This window comes from Caldimonas manganoxidans ATCC BAA-369 (assembly GCF_000381125.1).
GTDB classification, from domain to species: Bacteria; Pseudomonadota; Gammaproteobacteria; order Burkholderiales; family Burkholderiaceae_C; genus Caldimonas; species Caldimonas manganoxidans.
The window spans coordinates 85569-105462 of record NZ_KB905938.1 but is presented as its reverse complement, the minus strand read 5'-3'; the positions used below and the strand labels follow the sequence as shown (position 1 = coordinate 105462).

The window sequence follows — 19894 nt, the reverse complement described above, 5'->3', positions numbered from 1 at the left end:
GTTCGACGCGGTGGTGCGCGGCATGGTCGATCACCGCAGCAACGCCTTCGTCGAGGCGATGAACGGGCTGCTGCAACAGGCCAAGCGCGCCGCACGCGGCTTCAGGACGAGCCAGAACTTCATCGCCATCGCCTACCTACGCATGTCTAAGCTCAAGCACCTGCCGGCCAGCCCATTCGCGCCGGCGATGCCCCAGTGACAGTGTTGCTTTCCACACGAAACGACATGGAGCCTTTCCTGGCCAGCCGCCACGATCTGGCCGATCTGCAGGGCCCGGCCACCGCGCTGCTGCTATCGACATTGCCCAGCGAAGCCGCCGCGCCGCGCCGCACGCGACGGCCCATCGACTGGGGGCGGCTGGACGCTTGGATCGACGCCCACCTGGGCGAGCCCTTGGGCGTGGCCGACTTGGCGGCACAGGTCTGCCTGAGCCCCTCACAGTTCACCGCCCGGTGCCTGGCCGAAACCGGGCAGGCACCGATGGCCTACGTGCGCGAACGCCGCCTGGCCGCGGCCCGCCGGCTGCGCGTTCAGGGTCTGCAGGTGCAGGAGGTGGCGCTGCGCTGTGGTTACCGTTCACCGTCGGCGCTGACGGCGGCGCTGCGGCGGCAGGGCTGATCTCGCCTGGGCACCGAGACGGCCCAGCGAGGCATCACTGGATCCCCGATCTTTTGCGGCTCGAGGATCGGCGAGCCTTCTCCGACATGCGCCCACGCTGATAAAGCGCTACACCCAGGAAGCACCCCAGTCCAAGCCGACCACAAGGCCGAAACCCGCTCCCACCACCGTGCTCGCCACCGTTTCAACAAAGAGCTTGTACAGGGCGTAGTCGTCGCCGATGCGGCGCAGCAGGTCCAGGTTGCCCGGGCTCATCAGCGTCGATGTCCCCCCAAGGCCACAGCCCCTGGAGCCAACAGCAGGTTGCTGTGCTGGGCCCAGGCCAAGACCCAAAGAGCCCTCTGCTGCGATGGGTCTTGCACCGATTCAAGCCACAAGGGCCTCACCCCACCGGGCACGTGCGCGGGCACACAGTCGCTCAATCTCAGGATCATGCCGGGGTGCCAAGGCGGGTTCGTGCGCAGATGGGGGTTGAACGCCTGGAGCGTTTGCAGCACGTCTTCGTGATGGCAAGACGATGGTGATCTGCCGTAGACGCTTTGAATCAATGCCGGCAAGGTATCGCCAACTTGGACCGGATACTCGAAGTACAAGGGGCGGTTCATGGTTCCTCCCGATGTTGTGGTGATCCGTCCGTGCCCTGGCATCCTAGGCCAATCCGCTTTGGGCGAGCCTGGCCTGGACGTATCCAGGGGTGAAACCGGGTTTCGAGGCGTAGGCCCTATCAAACCGTGATCGCGCGACGACCGACCCGCGTGGCGCGACGATCGCGCCGCGCACCTGCGGCTATGCTCGCCTGCCATGAACTCCGAGACCCCGACTGCAAGCCGCGGCCGTTCCGCTTCCCACCTGTACGCCCTCGGCGCGATCGCGCTGTGGGCCTCATTGGCCACCTTGGGCGTGGCCTTGTCGCATGTGCCGCCCTTTCTGCTCACTGGCGTCGCCCTGGTGGTGGGCAGCGTGCCGGCCTGGCCCTCGTGGCGGCAGTGGCGCATTCCGCTGCGCACCTTGGCTTTGGGGGTCTATGGACTGTTCGGTTTTCATTTCCTGCTGTTCATCGCGCTGCGCCACGCGCCGGCGGTGGAGGCCAATTTGGTGAACTATCTGTGGCCGCTCCTGATCGTGGTGATGGCCCCGCTGTTCCTGCCCGGCCTGCGGCTGCGCCCGGTGCATGTGGGGGCCGCACTGACCGGCTTCGCCGGCGCGGCGCTGGCGATCGCCGGCGGGCGCGAGTTGGCCGGGGGGTGGTCCTGGGGCTATGTCGCGGCGCTGGGCTCGGCCTTCGTCTGGGCGAGTTATTCGTTGTGGACGCGGCGCGTGGCGCATTTCCCGACGGCGGCCATCGGGTTGTTCGGTCTGGTCTCCGGCGGGCTGTCGCTGATCTGCCACTGGGCGCTGGAGCCGCGCGTGGCACTGTCGGCACAGGACTGGGGCCTGCTCGTGCTGATGGGGTTGGGGCCCCTGGGGGCCGCCTTCTTCCTGTGGGACAAGGCGCTCAAGACCGGCGATGCGCGGCGCATCGGCATCCTGAGCTATCTGACACCGCTGGCCAGCACGGTGCTGCTGGTGCTGGCCACCGGACGCAGTGTGTCGGGCTGGATCGTGGCCGCTGCGGTGCTCATCATCGGCGCGGCCCTGGCCGGGGTGCGGGCCCGCGCCTGATCAGGCTTCGGACAGCAGGCGCTCGATGAGCTGGTGCAACTGCGCAAAGTCGGGCTCGCCGACATAGCGCTTGACGACCTGGCCGCGCTTGTCCACGACGAAGGTGGTGGGCGTGAGCTTGACCTCGCCGAACCGTCGGGCCACCTCGCCGGTGTTGTCGATGGCCACCTTGAACGGCAGTTGACGGCTGTGCGTGAAGTTGGACACATAGGCCGGCGGGTCGTAGCTCATCGCCACGGCCACCAGGTCGAACCCACGCTCATGGTACTTGCGATAGGTCTCGACGAGCTCGGGCATTTCCTTCACGCAGGTCACACAGCTCGTGGCCCAGAAATTCACCAACACCACCTTGCCGCGCAGTTCGGCGAGGTTTTCCTTGCGGCCGTCCAGCAGCACATAGTCCACGGCCGGAGCCTGATCTCGGGACAGGGCCATCCAGCCAGTGACGGCAAGAACCACGGCCACCACGGCGGCGGCCCACAGGGCAGGTTTCTTCATCGGGGGCACTCCATGTGCAAGGCGCCAGTGTACGGCCAGGCCGCTGCGCCTGCCCGGCGCAGGGGCGGCCGATCCGCACGGAAGGAGTCGCACCCGTGGCAAAAGTTCGCCCTGCCCCAAGGGCTCACATGGTTTTGGCCAACTCGAACACCAGGGCCGACGGCAGCGAGCTGAGGATGGCCCCGCGCCCCACGCGTGCGATCGTGGCATGTCCGAAGCCCGAGGCTTCGAACATGTCCCCTTCTTCGACGATCTCGATGAAGACCAGGTCGGGCGCTTCATGCAGCAGGTCTTCACGCCACTGGTTGAAGCGCTCACCGCGCAGGATGGATTCGATCAGGATGGCGTGCGGCAGGCCCTCGCGGCAAAAGGCCACGGCCTCGTCCAGGGACGACACGAAATCGAGCACCAGCCCCATGTGTCGGACCGCCTCGCGCACTTGGGCACGCACCTCCCGCCGCGATGCCACCACCAGCACGTGGCTGCCGGCCAAGGGGCGCGAGTTGGCCGAGGACGCCGCAAATCCGGTGTCTTCCTCGACCACGCTGAGGCCCGGCAGCTGATCGGCCACGGTGCGCGGAAAACACAGCGTCACGGCAGTACGCGACTCATCGTCTTGGCGCTGCAGTTCCAACCCCAGGGTGTCGGCGGCTTGCCGCACGAGGCACCAGCTCACGTCATCGAGCAGGGGCCGCTCGTCCTGCAAGGACAGCGCGGCAGCCACGGGGCTCGGCCCGACCTCGTCGGGCGCCGTGTGATGAAAACGGCACAGCAAGCGGGCCTGGACCGGCCAGGGCTTGGTGTCCAGCCGCAGCTCGATCGCCCCTTGGGCATGCGTGAACGCCCAGTCCAGCAGCGTATTGAGCAGGGAAAACAACAGCGCCGGATCGACGATCACCTCCACGGGCTTGAGCACCTGGCGGATCTCCAGCCCATGGGACTGGCTCTCGCGACTGCGGTGCGCCAACACGCCTTGCAGCATTTGCGTCAGATGCAGCCGCTCGGCGCTTTGGCGCACGCGACCGGAAGCCAAGCGCACGATTTGCTGACTGCACATGCCCACGCGCCGGGCGCGTTCGAGCTCGTCGCGCAAGCTGCGCAGGCTGCGTCGGTCGATCTGACCGGTGGCGATCAGCGCATGCACCCGCTCCAACGCACGGCTCAAGGGCGTGGAGACTTCCTCCCCGATCTGGGTGAGCAAGCGGTGCCAGCGCTCGACGGCCGGCTCGGGCATCGAGGGCATGGCCTCTGCCGGCCGCTGGCGCCCGGGGGGCGTCGGGCCGGAGAGCTCAGACAAGTCCATGGACGCTCCAGCGGCGTAGCAACGCAACGATAGTGTCACCAGTATTCCGAGAGGTGACAAAGGGTGTCGATCCCCCGATCGGGGGCCTGCGGGCGAGAGTGACGCCGGCGGCGGATAATCGGCACGATGTCGCCTCGAATCCTCGTCGGTCTGGCTTTCGCGCTGGGAGTGGCGCTGGGAGTGTCGGCTTGTGCGCCGACACTGGATTGGCGCGAGGTGCGCCCCGAGGACGGCCGCTGGGTGGCGCTGTTTCCGTGCAAGCCCAAGACCCATGCGCGCAGCGTCGAGCTGGCGGGCACGCAGGTTCGCATGCACCTGTATGCCTGCACGGCCGCAGGCCACACCTATGCCCTGAGCTGGGCGGATCTCGGGGATCCGAGCCGGGTGACCCCGGCGCTGCGCATGCTGCGGCAAGCCACGGTGGCCAACCTCGACGCCCCCGAGCCGGTGCCCCAGCCGCTGCAAGTGCCCGGCATGACCCCCAACCCCGAGGCGCTGCGCGTGCGTGTGAGTGGCCACTTGCCAGACGGTCAAGCCGTCACCCATGTGGCCGGCTACTTTGCCCATGCGACCCGCATTCACCAAGTCAACGTGGTCGGCCCCGAGCCGCCGGAGGAAGCCGTCCAAACCTTCTTCGAGGGCTTGCGCCTGCCATGAAGCCGCTGCGCCCGGCCGATGCGCCATTGCGCACACGGCAAGCCCTGGTGCTTTTTCTGGTGTTTGCCTGGGCGTATTTCCTCTCGGCGCTGATTCGCGCGGTGACGGCCACCCTGGCGCCGACCTTGAGCGCCGATCTGGGCCTGAGTTCGGGTGATCTCGGCTTGCTGGCGGGTGCTTACTTCCTTGGTTTTGCCGCCATGCAACTGCCTTTGGGTCGGTGGCTGGACCGCTTCGGTCCACGCCGCGTGCTGATGGCCTTTTTGGGCATGGCGGTGCTGGGCTGCGCCGCTTTTGCATTGGCGCAAGGCTTCACGAGCTTGACGGTGGCGCGCATGCTGATCGGTGCGGGAGTCAGCGCCTGCTTGATGGCGCCGCTCACAGGCTTTCGGCACTGGTTCACCCCCACCCAGCAGCTGCGCGCGAACTCGTGGATGCTGATGACCGGCTCGCTGGGCATGCTGGCCTCCACACTGCCGGTGCAATGGCTGCTGCCGCTGACGGGCTGGCGCGGACTGTTCTGGCTGCTGGCCAGTGGCCTGATGCTGAGCATCGCCTGCCTGTGGGTGGCCGTGCCGCGCGATCGGCCACCGAGCGCACCGGCCGCGCCCGATCCGGCCACCGCCGAGGGCTATGGCGCCATTTGGCGCGAGCCGGCCTTTCGTCGCTACGTCGGTCTGGGCTTCGTCAACTATGGCGGCATGATCGCCCTGCAGACGCTGTGGATCGGCCCTTGGCTGGTGCAGGTGGCCGGCTGGTCGCCGGACGCCTCGGCCTCGGGCTTGTTCGTCGTCAATGCGTCCATGCTGCTGGCCTTCCTCGCGTGGGGACTGGTGATGCCGCGGCTGCAGGCCCGGGGCTGGTCCGCCGCCCGGCTCATCGTCACGGGCGCGCCCTGGAGTCTGGGCGTGCTCGCGCTGAACTTGGTTCTGGGACCCCAGGCCACCGCCGGGCACTGGGCCCTGTATTGCGTGAGCTGCACTTTCATGGCCTTGGCACAGCCCCTGGTGGGACAGTCCTTCCCGCCCCATCTGGCCGGCCGGGCTCTGTCGGCCTACAACCTGGTGATCTTCGCCGGGGTGTTCGCCATGCAATGGGGCATCGGCCTGGTGGTGGACCTGGGGCACGCCCTGGGGCTGGAGGCGATCGGCGCTCATCGCCTGGCCCTGGGCCTGTATGGCGTGCTGGCGGCCGGGGCCTATGTCCAGCACTGGCGGGCCCTGCGCATGGCCACCCCCCCGACCCGGGTGTCCGCCCGATGACACACACCCCAGGCGCGATGGGTCGATAATCCGTCAACGTCGTTCCCCATGCTTGGCATTCTCATCATCGCCCATGCCCCGCTGGCCAGCGCCCTGCAGGCCTGCGCACGCCATACGTTTCCGGAGTGTGCAGCCACTCTCGAAGCCCTGGACGTGACCGCCCAGATGAGCATCGACGAAGTCGAGACCCGTGCGCGCGCGCTGCTGGCCCGAGTGCGCGCGCCCGAAGCGCTCATCCTCACCGATGTCTTTGGCGCCACGCCCTGCAATGTGGCCCAACGTTTGGCCGACGGCGTGCATGTGAAGGTCGTGGCTGGCGTCAACGTGCCGATGCTATGGCGCAGCTTGTGCTATCGGCACGAACCGCTGGACTCGCTGGTCGCGCGCGCGGTGGCCGGCGCCAACCAAGGCATCATGCAAGTGGGCCACACTGCTCCGCAAAATCAGGTGTCCTCCCCCGTCCATGCTCAAGTCACGAATCACCATCAGCAATAAGCTCGGCCTGCACGCACGGGCCTCGGCCAAGCTCACCAAGCTGGCCGGCAGTTTCAAAAGCGAAGTCCATCTCAGCCGCAATGGCCGACGCGTCAATGCCAAGAGCATCATGGGCGTGATGATGCTGGCCGCCGGCTTGGGCAGCGAGGTCGAAATCGAAACCCATGGCGAAGATGAGCAAGCCGCCATGGATGCGCTGCGCGCACTCATCGAAGACAAGTTTGGCGAAGGCGAGTGAATCGACCGTCCCGCGTGGCTTGATGGATGGACGCTGTCGTCCGAGATTCATCCGCCCAAAAAGTGCCGGCGATATTTGGCCGGCAAATCGGCGATGCGCATCAACATGGGCAAGTCGGCCGTGTTGAAATCCGGATCCCAGGCCGGAGGGCCCAAGACTTTCGCGCCGCAGCGCAAGTAGCCTTTGATCAATGCCGGCGGCTCCACCGCGAGGTCGCGCTGCAACTCGTCCACCGGCAGCGGCAGGCGCGGCTGCACGCGGTATTCGATGGGGGCCAGGTGCGTGTGGCGCAGCTGCTCCCACAGGCTGGCCGCATAGTGGCCGCCGTCGCGCATGCTCACGCTGGCGCAGCCCACCATGGTGTCCAGGCGGTTGCGCACCATGAACTCGGCCAGCGCCCCCCACAGCGCCAGGATCGCCCCGCCGCTGCGGTACAGCGGGTGCACGCAGGAACGGCCCAGCTCCACCATGCGGGCTCGCAGCGGACGCAGCCGCGTCAAATCGAATTCCGTCTCGCTGTACAAGCCACCGACCCGTCGCGAGGCCTCGGGCGTGAGCACCCGGTACGTGCCGATGACCGGGCCCGCCCCCCCCTCGCACGATGGGGCGCGCACCAACAAGTGCTCGCAATAGGCATCGAAGACATCGATGTCATGGCCCGGCGGGGAGCCCTTGGGCACGCTCAGACGCGCCCCCATCTCCTCGGCGAACACCTGGTACCTCAGCCGTTGCGCTTCGCGCACCTCCTCCTCATGGCGCGCCCAAACCACCTCCAGCCGCGCCCGGGCAGCCCCCTCAGCCGCGCCAAGGTCCCCAGTCGAGCCGTGAAGTGACCTCCGCGGCGCACGGATCTCGGCAATGGGCAAGGTCGGCAGCGGCAGGTCCCTCATGTCGTTCTCCGAGATGGCATCGCCCTCAAGCCTAGGGATGCGTCATGACGTGGCCATGACCATGCCGTGACGCGCTCGTGACTTCCTACCGGCCGCACCACCGAACCCAGGCCGACACCGAGGCTTCCCGATCCCAACCGGCCTGGCGGTCGTGTTACCGTGACGGCCTGATCGTCATCCCTCAGAGACCGGACATTCCGCAACACGCATGGATCGGCCCTCGCGCGCCTGCGACCCACCGACGCCCCGGCCAGCGGGCTGGCGTGCCTGGCTGGAGGAACTGGCCACGCCGGCCCTGCCGCTGCAGCCACTGCGCGAGCTCACCGCCCGCATCCTGCTGGTGTTGGGCGCCGGTGGTTTGCTGCTGATCACACTGACCTGGGGCCTGGCGCCGCTGGCCCATCCCCCGAGTCTGGCCACCGGTTATGCGCTCAGCGCCACGGCGCTGGGCTTGAGTCTGTGGGTGCGCCGCAGCCAGCGCCCGTGGGCGGTGGGCTTGGCCGTCACGGTCTGCCTGTTGGGAGCACTGGCCTGGGTGGCCGGGCTGGGCACGGTGCAAACCACCCACCTCCTGATGCTGGCCCTGCCGGTGATCTACATCGTCTTCATCTTCGGGCCCTGGGCCGGCTTGTCGGCCGCGCTGCTGACGGCCGGCGTCATCTACGGCTTGGCCCATCTGCAAGCGCAAGGCCTGTATGGTCAGCCCAAGTTGCTGTCACCCTACAACCAGGCCTGGGCCTACTTGGCATTCATCCTGCTGTGCAGCACCTTGGCCCTGGTGCTGCGGCAACGGCTGGTGCGATCCTCGACCGAGCAAGCGCGCCAGCGTCTCGAGCACGAGCAGATCCAAGCCCTGCAAAAGGTGCACCACCGTCTGGCCATGGCCGTGCGGATCGGACGCTTCGGCGTGTGGGAATACGACCTCCTGCACGGCGAGTTCATCATCGACGACCGAGAGCGGGACATCTTCGGCGCTGCCCCCGGCTTGCAACGCCCGCGGATGAAAGACTGGCTGCACGTGGTCCATGCCGACGACTTGGATCGCGTGCGCCAGTGCCTGCAGCGCGCCTTGGCCGGCCAAGGCGGCTACGACTGTCGCTATCGCATCGTCCGACGCGACCGCAGCGTGCGCTGGATCCACTCGGTCGGTGAAATCGAGCGTGATGAAGACGGCCGCATCGTGCGCTTGATCGGGCTGGACCGCGACATCACCGAGGAAGAAGAACGACTGCAACGCCTGCGCCTGGCAACCAAAGTCGCCAAGCTCGGCGTGTGGGAATACGATTTCGCCACCGAGCGCTTCAGCTTCGACGCCTACGAACGCCAGTTGTTCGGCCTGCCCGAAGACGTGGAGGTGACCCGCCCGCTGCTGCGCGCCTGCCTGCACCCCGAGGACCTGCCCGGCGCGTTGGCCTCGATGCAAAAAGTCATCGAAGGCGGGGCGGAATATGAATCGCAATTTCGCATCCAACGCGACGGACAGGTGCGATGGTTGCGCGGACTGGCCCATGTCGATCGAGACAGTCGCGGCCGCCCGGTGCGCATGCTCGGCGTCAACTGGGACGTCACCGAAGACGTGCAAGCGCGTCAGGCCCTGCAAGACGTCAATCAGCGGCTCCTCATCGCCCTGTCCACGATCAATGCCTCGGTGTGGGAGTATGACGCCCAGGCGCGCCAGTTGCGCTGGGACGAGCGTGGCGCCGCACTGTACGGTATCGATGTCAACCGCGATCGGCAAGCCTGGGAATCGGTGCTCAGCCCCGAATGCGCCGAAGCCACGCGCCAGCGCATCTATGCTCTGCTCAAAGACCCCGGATGCAGCGAGTTCGATCTGAGCTACACCATCGAGCACCCCCAGCTCGGACGCCGCCACATCCGCTCGGTGGCCCGCAACGAACGCGACGACGATGGCCGCTTGGTGCGCACCATCGGCTTGGACTTGGACATCACCGCGCAAGTCGAGACGGCCACGCACGCCGAAATGTTGGCGCAACGACTCCAGCTGGCCATCACGGCAGCCGGCATCGGCGTATGGAGCAACCGCTTGTCCGACGGCGCCGTCGAATGGAACGAACAGCAATACCGCATCTATGGCCTGCCGCCGCAATCGCCCATCTCCCGACAAGCCTGGCTCGAGCGCGTGCATCCCGACGACCGGGAGCGCATGGCGCGGGAAGTCGCCCACGCTCACGAGCACACGACGGGCGCCAGCTCCGAATTCCGCATCGTGCGCCCCGACGGGCAGGTCCGTCACGTGCGCGTCGTGGCCCGCGGCACCCGTGATGCCGCCGGGCATCCCACGGGAACCATCGGCCTGACCTTCGACATCACCCCCGAACGCCAAGCCACCGAGGCCATCCAGCGCGCCCGGGCTGCGGCCGAGGAGGCCAACCGCCTCAAGAGCGAGTTTCTGGCCAACGTCAGCCACGAAATTCGCACGCCGATGAACGCCATCATCGGCATGACCGAACTGGCCCTGGGCGGAGCCCTGCCCGCACGCGAGCGCGACCAAATCGCCAAAGCCAACGCGGCAGCACGCAATCTGCTGGTCGTGCTCAACGACATCCTGGACTTCTCCAAGATCGAAGCCGGCAAGCTCGACCTGGACCACACCGCGTTCTCGCTGCCGGCCTTGGTGGGAAGCGCGCTGGACATGGTGCGGCTGCAAGCCCAGGCCAAGGGCTTGACGCTGGACGTATCGATCGCGCCGGACGTGCCCGAACACTGCCTTGGCGACCCGACCCGGCTGGGCCAGGTGCTCACCAACCTGCTGTCCAATGCCGTCAAGTTCACCGAACGCGGCCGGGTGGACTTGCGCATCGCCCTGGCCAGCGCCGCGCCGGCCGACCGACCCATCGTGCGCTTCGAGGTGGAAGACACCGGCATCGGCCTGACCGAGGAACAGCAAGCGCGGCTGTTCGAGGCATTTGCCCAGGCTGATGCCTCGACCACGCGCCGCTTTGGCGGCACCGGGCTGGGCTTGGTGATCTCGCGCCGCCTGCTCGACCTGATGGGAGGACGCATCGGCGTACGCTCCAAGCCCGGCGGCGGCTCGCTGTTCTGGTTCCAATTGCCCTTGGAGCGGGAAACTCCCGGATCGACCGACACCGGAGACCGACTCGCCTCGCTCCCCCGGCTCGATGGGCTGCGCGTCCTCCTGGCCGAAGACAATCCGCTCAACCGCGAGCTCGCCGTGGCCTTGCTCGAACAAGCCGGCGCCCAGGTCCAGGCCGTCGACAACGGAGCCCAGGCCGTCTCCGCGGTACAGCAAGACCGCTTCGACGTGGTCTTGATGGACGTGCAAATGCCGGTCATGGACGGATTCGAAGCCACACGCCGCATCCGTGCGCTGCCCGGCCCAGCCGCCCGCCTGCCCATCGTCGCCATGACGGCCCATGCCATGTCCGGCGACCGAGAACGCTCGCTGGCCGCAGGCATGAACGAGCACCTGACCAAGCCCATCGACAGCGCCGCCCTGCGCCACACCCTGGCCCGCCTGCGCCACAGCCTCACCGACGCGGCAGCCGGTGCCGCCGCGGCCCCATCCCCGCCCCCCACCCCCGCGCCATCGGCAGACGCCCCCCTGCCGCTGCTGGATGCGGCCCTGGGGGTGCGCCTGTGCGGCCAACGCGAGGACCTCTACCACCGAGCCTTGCAGCAGTTCGTGGCGCTGTACGCAGACTGCGGGCGCTTCCAGCCCGATGCCCGCCCCGACGCCGTGCAACGCGAGGCGCACAGCCTCAAGGGAGCGGCCAGCAGCTTGGGGCTGTTGCGGCTGCAGCACCAGGCCGCACAGCTGGAAGCCCAGTGCAAATCCGCTCACCCCCTGCCCGCGGCCGACTTGGCGCAGCTGAACGACACCCTGGCCGCCAGTTGCCAAGCCGTGCGGGCCTACCTGGGCCGCACCCCGTCCCCGCCTTGACTCGAAACAAGCCCTCCAGCCCCCCGAAGCCGCCGGGCCCGATACACTGTGGGCTGGACTCTACGAAACGGTCGCATTGGCGGCCGTCTGCCCCACCATGAACGACGTTCAGCAACGCATCGACGACCTCGTCAAATCGCACCGCGTGGTGCTTTTCATGAAGGGCACCGCGCAGTTCCCCATGTGCGGTTTTTCCGGCCGCGCCGTCCAACTCCTCAAGGCCTGCGGCGTCAACGACTTCAAAGCGGTCAACGTGCTGGAAGACGAAGCCATCCGGCAAGGCGTCAAGGAGTACGCCAACTGGCCCACGATTCCGCAGCTCTACGTCAATGGCGAATTCATTGGCGGCTCGGACATCATGACGGAGATGTACCAGTCCGGCGAACTGCAACAAGTGCTGGGCACGGCCCAATAAGGCCGCCACCGTGGGTGCCCCCCAGGTCGTCGTCGGACTCACCGGAGCCACTGGCGCCATCTACGGCGTGCGGCTGCTGCAGCGCCTGCGCGAGCTGGGGGCCTGCACCCATCTGGTCGTCTCGGCCGCCGGCGTGCTCAATGCCCATCACGAGCTCGGCCTGGACCGCCGCGCGCTCGAAGCCCTGGCCGACGTCGCCTATGCACCTGGCGACGTGGGCGCAGCCATTGCCAGCGGCAGCTTTCCCACGGCGGGCATGGTCATCGCGCCATGTTCGATGAAGACCCTGGCGGCCGTCGCGCACGGCCTGTCGGACAACCTGCTCAGCCGCGCGGCCGACGTCACCCTCAAAGAGCGCCGACGCCTGGTGCTGATGGTGCGCGAGACCCCCTTCAATCTTGCGCACTTGCGCAACATGACGGCCGTCACCGAAATGGGCGGCATCATCTTCCCCCCACTGCCGGCCTTTTACCACCGCCCCGACAGCATCGAAGCACTGGTCGACGACAGCATCGAGCGTGTGCTGGCCTTGATGGGCCTCCCCGAGGCCCACCCTCAGCCCTGGCAAGGTTTGTAGGCGCTGTTACCGTGATTGGCGGTTGTCATCCGTGTACGCCATCGTAGGATCCATCTGCTGACGAAGCGCTTGCACACACAAACGCACCTTGGCCGACTGTGCAGAACGCACCGTAGAGACGGCATGGATGTGAGCGCTGTGCTCATATTGCGGGAGCACCCGCACCAACGCACCCTGCGCCAAAGAAGGTGCCAGCAGCCATTGAGATGCCTTCACCAAACCGAACCCGTCACGCGCCCAACGCAATACGACGTCGATGTCATTGGAGGCCAAAGGACCTTTGACCTTCACCTGCTCCAAGCCGTCCGGCCCACTCAGCCGCCACAATCCAAACGGCTCTTCCCGCTCCCGCAGCAACACGCAGTCGTGCGCTGCCAAGTCCGACAGCGTTTGCGGCACGCCTCGGCGCGCCAAATAAGACGGCGCTGCACAAACGATGTGTGCGTTGCGCGCAATCAAATGCCCGATCAAGTGAGGCTCGGCTACCTCCCCGGCACGCACGTCGAGGTGGAACGACTCCCCTACCAAGTCCACGCGCCGATCCAATAGCTCCAGCCAAATATCGATGCCTGGATAGCGCCTCTTCAGGGCCGACAAAGCAGGCGCAACCACTTCGCGCCCAAGCCGGGCGCTACTGCTGACGCGAATGGGGCCCTGGGGCTCCCTCGCCGCCCGCGACAGCTCATCGCGCATGTCATCGACGTCTTCCAGGATGCGCTGCGCCCAATCCAACACACGCTGGCCCTCATCGGTCAGGCTCACCTTCCGCGTCGTGCGTCGCAGCAGCGTGACCCCCAGCGCACGCTCCAACTGAGCCACACGCTTACTCGCCAAAGCTTGCGACACGCCTGCCTCGCGCGCGCCGCCGGCAAAACTGGCCCGCCTCGCGACGACGCAGAACAGCCGCAAATCGCTCAGAGATGGATCATTGATCACGATTCAGAATAAATGAAACTCCATTAGAACAGATTGTAGTTATTTTTGTGATTAGTAAGATGCCTTGCACTCGACAACTTTCTGGTCCCACGGCACCTTCCATGACGACACTTACGAACTACCGAGGCATCATTCCCGCGATTGCCTGCCCATTCACCGACGACGACCGTATCGACGAGCCAGCGCTGCGCCGCTTAGCGCGCTGGCTCGCCCAGCAGCCCGGCGTGGTCGCCGTCATGACCAATGGTCATACCGGGGAATGCTTCGCGCTTTTGCCCGAAGAGCGGGCACAGGTCACGCAAATCGTGGCTAGCGAGCTCGCAGGGCAGTTGCCCGTCATCAGCTCCATCGTCTGCGAGGGCATCGAAGACGCCAAACGTCACGCACGCATGGCCCGCCAAGCCGGTGCTGCCGCTTTGGACGTGATGCCCCCACACCATTGGCTTCGTTTTGGATACCGGCCCAAGCACGTGCGTCAGTATTTCGACGCCGTTGCCGAAACAGGGCTCGACCTAGTGGCGCACGTCTACCCCGCCTGGACGCGAGCCTCTTACACCACCGAAGTCATGGCCGAGCTGGCGCGTCATCCCGCGGTCCAGGCCTTCAAAGTGGGCCAGCGCGACATGAACAAATACGCGGCCGACATTGCCGCCATTCGGGCGGTCGCTCCGACCAAAGCCATCCTCACCTGCCATGACGAGTATCTGTTGGCCAGCATGGTGCAAGGCGTGGATGGCGCATTGGTGGGCTTTGCGACATTCATTCCGAGCTTGATCGCGGATCTTTGGTCCGCTGTTCAAGCTGGCGACCTGCGGCGCGCGATGCAAATCCAAGCGGTCATCAACCCATTGAAGGACGCGGTTTACGGCATGGGGGAGCCCACTGGTGAGGCCCACGCACGAATGAAAGCCGGCATGTGGCTCGCTGGCATCCTCGACAACCCTCGCGTACGTCCTCCCACCGAGGCCCCTGACGAAGCAGAAATACACGCCTTGCGCGCAGCCCTGGCGCAAGCCGGCTTGCTCAAACGCTGAAGTTCCCCTTGGTCCACACCAATGATTCAAAAGGAGACATGCCCATGACACGACGGACCTTTTTGCACCACAGCGTGCGCACGATCATCGCAACGACAGTCGCTGTCACTGCGGTGCTGCCCAATGTAGCCCACTCCCAACCCTACCCCCACAAAGTGGTGAAGATGATCATCCCCTTCCCTCCTGGCGGCACCCTGGACTTCGTGGGGCGGGCGCTTGCGCAGAAACTGGGAGAGTCGATGGGCCAAACATTCATTGTCGAAAACCGGGCTGGCGGCAATGGGTTCGTCGGCGCTGACGCTGTGGCCAAAGCCCCCGCCGACGGATACACGTTACTGTTCAACGCCAGCACCTTTGTCACTGGCCCCATGGTGGCCAAGGCGCCTTACGACGTTCAGAAAGACTTCGTACCGATCGCCCTGGTGGCCCAAGCCCCACTGGCCGTATCCGTGACGAACGGACTGCCGGTGAAAGACTTGGCAGGGCTGATTGCACATGCCAAAGCCCATCCCGGTCAGCTGAACTTCGCCATTGGATCTACCGGTTCGGCAGGTCACCTGGCCACCGAACTGCTCAAGAAAACCGCCAACATCAACTTGAGCATCGTTCCATACAAAGGCACGGCTCCAGCCATGCAAGAATTGGTAGGGGGACAGATTGAAGGCTTCATCGATCCTCTGCTGGGGGCCATGAGCTTCTACAAGTCGGGACGGCTGCGCATCCTGGCTATCACATCCAAGAACCGCCTCCCCAATCTGCCGGAACTGCCCACCGTCGCAGAAACCATCCCGGGCTACGAGTTTTACAGCTGGTACGGGCTGTGGGCTCCGGCCGGCACCCCCACTGAGGTCGTGAACAAACTCAATGCCGAGGTCAACAAAGCCCTCCAAGGAGATCTTAAAGACAAGCTCGAGGCGCAGGGGTTGATCGTCGGTGGTGGCACTGTCGATGACATGGCCCGATTCCAGCGATCGGACATGGCCAAGAGCCAAAAACTCATTTCCGAAGGGAACATCCGTGCTCAATAACACCGGCCCTGTGGCCTTGGTCACTGGCAGCAGCTCTGGCATTGGCCAAGCCATCGCGCAATGGCTGGTCGAAAAGGGCTGGTTCGTGTTCGGGTTCGATGTTCGACCTGCAACCATCCAGCATGACGCCTACAGCCACCGCATCGTCGACCTGACCGATGCAGCAGCACTGGAGGCGGCGCTTCAGCCCTGGCGCCACGAGCCAGCACCGTTTGCGCTGATCCACGCCGCTGGGATGCTGCGCACTGGATTACTGGGACAACTCGACACAGACGCGGCCCGGCAGTTGTGGCAACTGCACGTTCAAGCCGCCACGCAACTGGCTAACCTTCTTCTGCCGCGCATGGCCCAAGTCGGCCGAGGACGTATGGTGCTCATCGGCAGCCGCGTATCCCAAGGCATGCCAGCCCGGAGCTTGTATGCCGCTAGCAAGGCCGCCCTGGTCGCGTTGGCGCGCAGTTGGGCCGCCGAAGTCGTGACCCAAGGCGTGACGGTCAATGTCGTGTCTCCAGCCGCCACAGACACCGGCATGCTCCGTGATCCCGCACGAACTTCCTCCCCACCCGCACTGCCCCCCATCGGGCGACTGATCCAACCTGCTGAAGTAGCAGCCCTCGTCGGTTTTCTCTTGTCCGACGCTGCTGCAGCCATCACTGGCCAAGACATCATTATCTGCGGCGGCGCGTCTCTTCCATCTCATCCTCGACCCGCATTATGAAAATCGTTGACATTCGGGAATCCACCCGCCCCATTGCATCAAACATCCGCAATGCCTACATCGACTTCAGCAAAATGACGCTCAGCTTGGTGGCTGTGGTCACCGATGTCGTGCGTGACGGCAAACCGGTCATCGGCTACGGATTCAACTCCAATGGTCGTTATGGGCAAGGCGCATTGATGCGCGAGCGATTCATTCCCAGACTGCTCGAAGCCGATCCGAACAGCCTACTCGACCCTGAGCGAGACAATCTTTGCCCTCACCGCATCTGGGACACGATGATGCGCAATGAAAAGCCTGGAGGGCATGGTGAACGATCCGTCGCCGTGGGCACGATCGACATGGCGGTCTGGGATGCCGTGGCAAAAATCGAGGGCAAGCCTTTGCACCGTTTGCTGGCCGAGCGCTATGGCCGGGGCCGTCCAGCCAACCCCAAAGTGTTTGTCTATGCAGCTGGGGGCTATTACTGGCCCGGCCAAGGCTTGGAAGGATTGATCCGTGAAATGTGCAGCTACCTCGATCGCGGGTACACCGTGGTCAAAATGAAAATTGGTGGTGCCAGCTTGTCCGAAGATTGCCAACGCATTGAAGCTGTACTCAAGCTGCTGGGCCCAGGGCAAAATTTGGCCGTCGATGCCAATGGCCGATTCGATTTGAAAACAGCACTTGCGTATGCCGAGGCTTTAAAAAACTACGGCCTGTTTTGGTATGAAGAGGCAGGCGATCCGCTGGACTATCAACTTCAAGCGGTGCTGGGGCAGCATTACCAAGGCCCTCTGGCCACCGGAGAAAACCTCTTCTCGATGCAAGATGCCCGCAACCTCATCCGCTACGGTGGTATGCGGCCGGATCGCGATTGGTTGCAATTCGATTGTGCCCTCAGTTATGGTTTGGTCGAATACCTGCGCACGCTCGATATGCTCCAATCGCACGGCTGGAGCCCCACACGCTGCATCCCTCACGGCGGTCACCAAATGAGCCTGGCCATCGCTGCGGGATTGGGTCTGGGCGGCAATGAAAGTTACCCCGATCTGTTTCAGCCTTATGGAGGTTTTCCCGATGGGGTTCGCGTCGAAAACGGCTACGTCACCCTGCCCGAACTACCAGGCATCGGATTCGAAGGTAAGGCGGACCTGTATGCACAAATGAAGGCGCTGGCCGCATGAGCCACAGCGGGGCAGCGCATCCGACGGCCCTCACCCACTGCCACCGCCACTTGGGTGCGGCATATCCCGTCCGCTGCGCGACTCGATCGAGGGGGCATACAGCCAATGCTTGCGCGCCGCAAACACCGCATTCGGATACTCCGGCCGGCCACGGCTGCCGTTGTAGCGGCCCAAGGCCATGAAGAGGTTGCCCTTTTCGATGTCCAGGTAGTGGCGCAGGATCACGCAGCCAAAGCGCAGGTTGATCTTCATGTGAAAGAGCTTGGACGGATCGCCATCGCCGATCAGTCGGCTCCAAAACGGCATCACCTGCATGTAGCCCCGTGCCCCCACCGGGCTGACGGCATACTTGCGAAACCCGCTTTCCACCTGGATGAGGCCCAGCACCAGCGCTTGCTCCAAACCGGCGCGGGTGGTTTCGTACCACAGCGTCTTCAAGAACTCCAGGCGCGTGGTCCGGTCCGGCTTGTGCCGGCGCAAGCGGTCGCTCATCTCGCCGAGCCAGCGCAAATACGCCAAGCGCTCCTGGATATCCCGGAACTCAGGCTCGGGCGCAGCGCGATTGGCGATCGCGGCCGATAAGGCCGAGCGGACCGAATCGGCCAAAGGCTCCTCGATCTGACCACCGGCCAGCGCCGGCGCGGCAGGCACGATCAGTCCGGCCGCCCCGGCCAGCATCAGCCGGCGCCGCAACCAATGAACGCCTCCCTCGCCCCTCATACCCCCAGCCGCTGGCGCAAGAAGGCCAACAGCTCGGTCGCGGCCACCGGCGTGGCCTGAGGATCGCGGCGGCCCTGGTATTCCAGCTTGCCCTCCTTGAGGCCACGGTCGGACAGCACCACGCGATGCGGCACGCCGATCAGCTCCCAGTCGGCGAACATCGCGCCCGGACGCTCTCCCCGGTCATCGAGCATCACATCCACCCCGAGCGCGGCCAATTCGTCATGCAAGCGGTCGGCAGCGGCCTTCACTTCGGCCGAGCGCTCGTATCCGATCGGGCACAGCACCACCGTGAAGGGCGCCATGGCATCGGGCCAGATGATGCCGCGCTCATCGTGGTTCTGCTCGATGGCCGCCCCGAGGATGCGGGTCACGCCAATGCCGTAGCAGCCCATCACCATCAGCTGGGGCTTGCCGTTTTCATCCAAGTAGGTCGCGTTCATCGCGGCGCTGTACTTGGTGCCGAGCAAGAACACATGCCCCACCTCGATGCCACGCTGGATGGCGAGCCGCCCCTTGCCATCGGGCGAGGGATCTCCCTCGACCACGTTGCGAATGTCGGCCACCACATCGGGCTCGGGCAGGTCGCGGCCCCAGTTCACACCGGTGTAGTGATAGCCGACATCGTTCGCGCCGCAGACGAAGTCGCTCATGTTCGCCACCGTGCGGTCGGCCACCACCTTGACCGGCCGCTTCACGCCGATGGGCCCCAAGTAGCCCGGCTGACAGCCAAAATGCGCCTCGATCTCGGCTGGCGTGGCAAAGCGAAAGCCCGCCTTGAGGCCCTCGATCTTGCCGGCCTTGACTTCATTGAGGTCATGATCGCCACGCACCAGCAGCAACCACACCTGGGTGCGCACCACCTCCCCGGCTTCGTTCTTCTCGTCGGTGGCCAACACCAGCGATTTCACCGTGCGCGACAGCTCCAGGCCCAAAAACTCCGCCACTTGCGCACAAGTGCTCTTGCCCGGCGTGGGCGTCTTGGCCAGCGCCTGCGTGGGCGCAGCACGCTGCGCAATCAGCGCCACGGCTTCGGCCAACTCGATGTTGGCCGCGTAATCGGACTGCGGGCAGTACACGATCGCATCCTCGCCGGTGTCGGCGATCACCTGGAACTCGTGCGAGGCATCGCCGCCGATGGCACCGGTATCGGCGGCCACCGCGCGGAACTTCAGGCCCAGGCGCTCGAAGATGCGCACGTAGGCGTCGTACATCTGTTGATAGCTGCGACGCGCCGACTCCAGATCGCGGTCGAAGGAATAGGCGTCCTTCATCGTGAATTCGCGCCCTCGCATGATGCCAAAGCGAGGCCGGCGCTCGTCGCGGAACTTGGTCTGGATGTGGTAGAAGTTTTTCGGCAACTGTCGGTAGCTGCGCAGCTCCTGCCGGGCAATGTCAGTGATGACCTCCTCCGAGGTGGGCTGGATGACGAAGTCGCGCTCGTGCCGATCCTTCACGCGCAGCAGCTCCGGGCCCATCTGGTCCCAGCGCCCCGTCTCCTGCCACAGCTCGGCCGGCTGCACCACCGGCATCAGCAGCTCGATGGCGCCCGAGCGGTTCATTTCCTCACGAATGATGGCCTCCACCTTGCGGATGCTGCGCAGGCCCATCGGCATGTAGCTGTAGATGCCCGCGCCCAGCCGTTTGATCAGGCCGGCACGCATCATGAGCTTGTGGCTGACGATCTCCGCATCGGCGGGCGCTTCCTTCAAGGTCGAAATGAAAAACTGGGAGGCTTTCATGGGCAAAAGAGGT

General features: G+C 65.3%; 22 protein-coding genes. 14 read left to right on the top strand and 8 right to left on the bottom strand.

Annotated features, from left to right (window positions below; all coding sequences use genetic code 11):
* Together F615_RS0107845 and F615_RS17970 are read left to right on the top strand one after the other, a co-directional pair.
* Nucleotides 1-199: transposase (locus F615_RS0107845; protein WP_019560627.1), on the top strand; the 199-nt coding region annotated here is incomplete at its 5' end.
* 26 nt (nt 200-225) lie between these two features.
* Entirely contained in the window at nt 226-618 is a 393-nt protein-coding gene (locus F615_RS17970) for a helix-turn-helix domain-containing protein (RefSeq protein WP_019560626.1), read from the top strand.
* A gap of 108 nt (nt 619-726) precedes the next feature.
* Here F615_RS17970 and F615_RS19870 read toward each other — a convergent pair whose 3' ends face one another.
* Nucleotides 727-873, bottom strand: coding sequence for a hypothetical protein (locus F615_RS19870; RefSeq protein ID WP_019560625.1), 147 nt, complete (start codon nt 871-873; stop codon nt 727-729).
* A complete protein-coding gene (locus tag F615_RS0107830; protein ID WP_019560624.1) occupies nt 873-1223 on the bottom strand; it encodes a hypothetical protein in 351 nt (116 codons plus the stop codon). The genes F615_RS19870 and F615_RS0107830 overlap by 1 nt, the downstream gene beginning before the upstream one ends.
* 196 nt (nt 1224-1419) lie before the next feature.
* Here F615_RS0107830 and F615_RS0107825 point away from each other — a divergent pair, with 196 nt between their 5' ends.
* Entirely contained in the window at nt 1420-2280 is an 861-nt protein-coding gene (locus F615_RS0107825; RefSeq protein WP_019560623.1) for a DMT family transporter, read from the top strand.
* On the opposite strand, the gene F615_RS0107820 is transcribed toward F615_RS0107825, so the two are convergent.
* Together F615_RS0107820 and F615_RS0107815 are read right to left on the bottom strand one after the other, a co-directional pair.
* Complete coding sequence (locus F615_RS0107820; RefSeq protein ID WP_019560622.1) at nt 2281-2778, bottom strand: TlpA family protein disulfide reductase; 498 nt, start codon at nt 2776-2778, stop codon at nt 2281-2283.
* 124 nt (nt 2779-2902) lie between these two features.
* Nucleotides 2903-4081, bottom strand: coding sequence for a hypothetical protein (locus tag F615_RS0107815; RefSeq protein WP_019560621.1), 1179 nt, complete (start codon nt 4079-4081; stop codon nt 2903-2905).
* 126 nt (nt 4082-4207) lie between these two features.
* Here F615_RS0107815 and F615_RS17965 point away from each other — a divergent pair, with 126 nt between their 5' ends.
* From F615_RS17965 to F615_RS0107795, 4 genes are read left to right on the top strand one after another with little or no spacing between them, the layout of a single operon-like run.
* The gene (locus F615_RS17965; protein WP_019560620.1) at nt 4208-4738 is read left to right on the top strand and encodes a hypothetical protein; all 531 of its coding nucleotides are present in this window, start codon (nt 4208-4210) and stop codon (nt 4736-4738) included.
* On the top strand, nt 4735-6000 hold the full coding sequence (locus F615_RS0107805; protein WP_019560619.1) for an MFS transporter: 1266 nt from the start codon (nt 4735-4737) through the stop codon (nt 5998-6000). The genes F615_RS17965 and F615_RS0107805 overlap by 4 nt, the downstream gene beginning before the upstream one ends.
* 48 nt (nt 6001-6048) lie before the next feature.
* Nucleotides 6049-6495, top strand: coding sequence for a PTS sugar transporter subunit IIA (locus F615_RS0107800; RefSeq protein ID WP_019560618.1), 447 nt, complete (start codon nt 6049-6051; stop codon nt 6493-6495).
* Nucleotides 6464-6733, top strand: coding sequence for an HPr family phosphocarrier protein (locus tag F615_RS0107795; RefSeq protein WP_019560617.1), 270 nt, complete (start codon nt 6464-6466; stop codon nt 6731-6733). Before F615_RS0107800 ends, F615_RS0107795 begins: the two co-directional genes overlap by 32 nt.
* A gap of 47 nt (nt 6734-6780) precedes the next feature.
* Here the strand turns inward: F615_RS0107795 and F615_RS0107790 are convergent, their stop codons facing one another.
* Entirely contained in the window at nt 6781-7623 is an 843-nt protein-coding gene (locus F615_RS0107790) for a GNAT family N-acetyltransferase (protein WP_026330132.1), read from the bottom strand.
* 208 nt (nt 7624-7831) lie between these two features.
* Here F615_RS0107790 and F615_RS19385 point away from each other — a divergent pair, with 208 nt between their 5' ends.
* The 3 genes from F615_RS19385 to F615_RS0107775 all read left to right on the top strand — a co-directional run bounded on the left by F615_RS19385 (nt 7832) and on the right by F615_RS0107775 (nt 12537).
* Nucleotides 7832-11545 (top strand): PAS domain-containing protein, encoded by a 3714-nt coding sequence (locus F615_RS19385; protein ID WP_019560614.1) that lies wholly within the window; start codon nt 7832-7834, stop codon nt 11543-11545.
* Nucleotides 11546-11642: 97 nt separating this feature from the next.
* On the top strand, nt 11643-11960 hold the full coding sequence (gene grxD, locus F615_RS0107780) for a Grx4 family monothiol glutaredoxin (RefSeq protein ID WP_019560613.1): 318 nt from the start codon (nt 11643-11645) through the stop codon (nt 11958-11960).
* A gap of 10 nt (nt 11961-11970) precedes the next feature.
* Nucleotides 11971-12537 carry a UbiX family flavin prenyltransferase gene (locus tag F615_RS0107775; protein WP_019560612.1) on the top strand — a complete coding sequence of 189 codons (567 nt, stop codon included), beginning with the start codon at nt 11971-11973 and terminating at the stop codon, nt 12535-12537.
* Between the two features lie 6 nt (nt 12538-12543).
* Here F615_RS0107775 and F615_RS0107770 read toward each other — a convergent pair whose 3' ends face one another.
* Nucleotides 12544-13473, bottom strand: a complete 930-nt coding sequence (locus F615_RS0107770) for a LysR family transcriptional regulator (protein WP_019560611.1) — start codon at nt 13471-13473, stop codon at nt 12544-12546.
* A gap of 101 nt (nt 13474-13574) precedes the next feature.
* On the opposite strand from F615_RS0107770, the gene F615_RS0107765 reads away from it, so the two are divergent.
* The 4 genes from F615_RS0107765 to F615_RS0107750 are packed head-to-tail and all read left to right on the top strand — an operon-like array spanning nt 13575 to nt 17419.
* Nucleotides 13575-14507, top strand: a complete 933-nt coding sequence (locus F615_RS0107765; RefSeq protein WP_019560610.1) for a dihydrodipicolinate synthase family protein — start codon at nt 13575-13577, stop codon at nt 14505-14507.
* A 44-nt stretch (nt 14508-14551) separates the two neighbouring features.
* Nucleotides 14552-15535 carry a Bug family tripartite tricarboxylate transporter substrate binding protein gene (locus tag F615_RS0107760; RefSeq protein WP_019560609.1) on the top strand — a complete coding sequence of 328 codons (984 nt, stop codon included), beginning with the start codon at nt 14552-14554 and terminating at the stop codon, nt 15533-15535.
* Nucleotides 15525-16253 (top strand): SDR family NAD(P)-dependent oxidoreductase, encoded by a 729-nt coding sequence (locus F615_RS17955; RefSeq protein ID WP_033371080.1) that lies wholly within the window; start codon nt 15525-15527, stop codon nt 16251-16253. Before F615_RS0107760 ends, F615_RS17955 begins: the two co-directional genes overlap by 11 nt.
* On the top strand, nt 16250-17419 hold the full coding sequence (locus tag F615_RS0107750) for a mandelate racemase/muconate lactonizing enzyme family protein (protein WP_019560607.1): 1170 nt from the start codon (nt 16250-16252) through the stop codon (nt 17417-17419). The genes F615_RS17955 and F615_RS0107750 overlap by 4 nt, the downstream gene beginning before the upstream one ends.
* 30 nt (nt 17420-17449) lie before the next feature.
* Here the strand turns inward: F615_RS0107750 and F615_RS17950 are convergent, their stop codons facing one another.
* Nucleotides 17450-18139, bottom strand: coding sequence for a lytic transglycosylase domain-containing protein (locus F615_RS17950; protein ID WP_051090206.1), 690 nt, complete (start codon nt 18137-18139; stop codon nt 17450-17452).
* Entirely contained in the window at nt 18136-19881 is a 1746-nt protein-coding gene (locus F615_RS0107740; RefSeq protein ID WP_019560605.1) for a proline--tRNA ligase, read from the bottom strand. The genes F615_RS17950 and F615_RS0107740 overlap by 4 nt, the downstream gene beginning before the upstream one ends.
* Nucleotides 19882-19894: the final 13 nt, after the last annotated feature.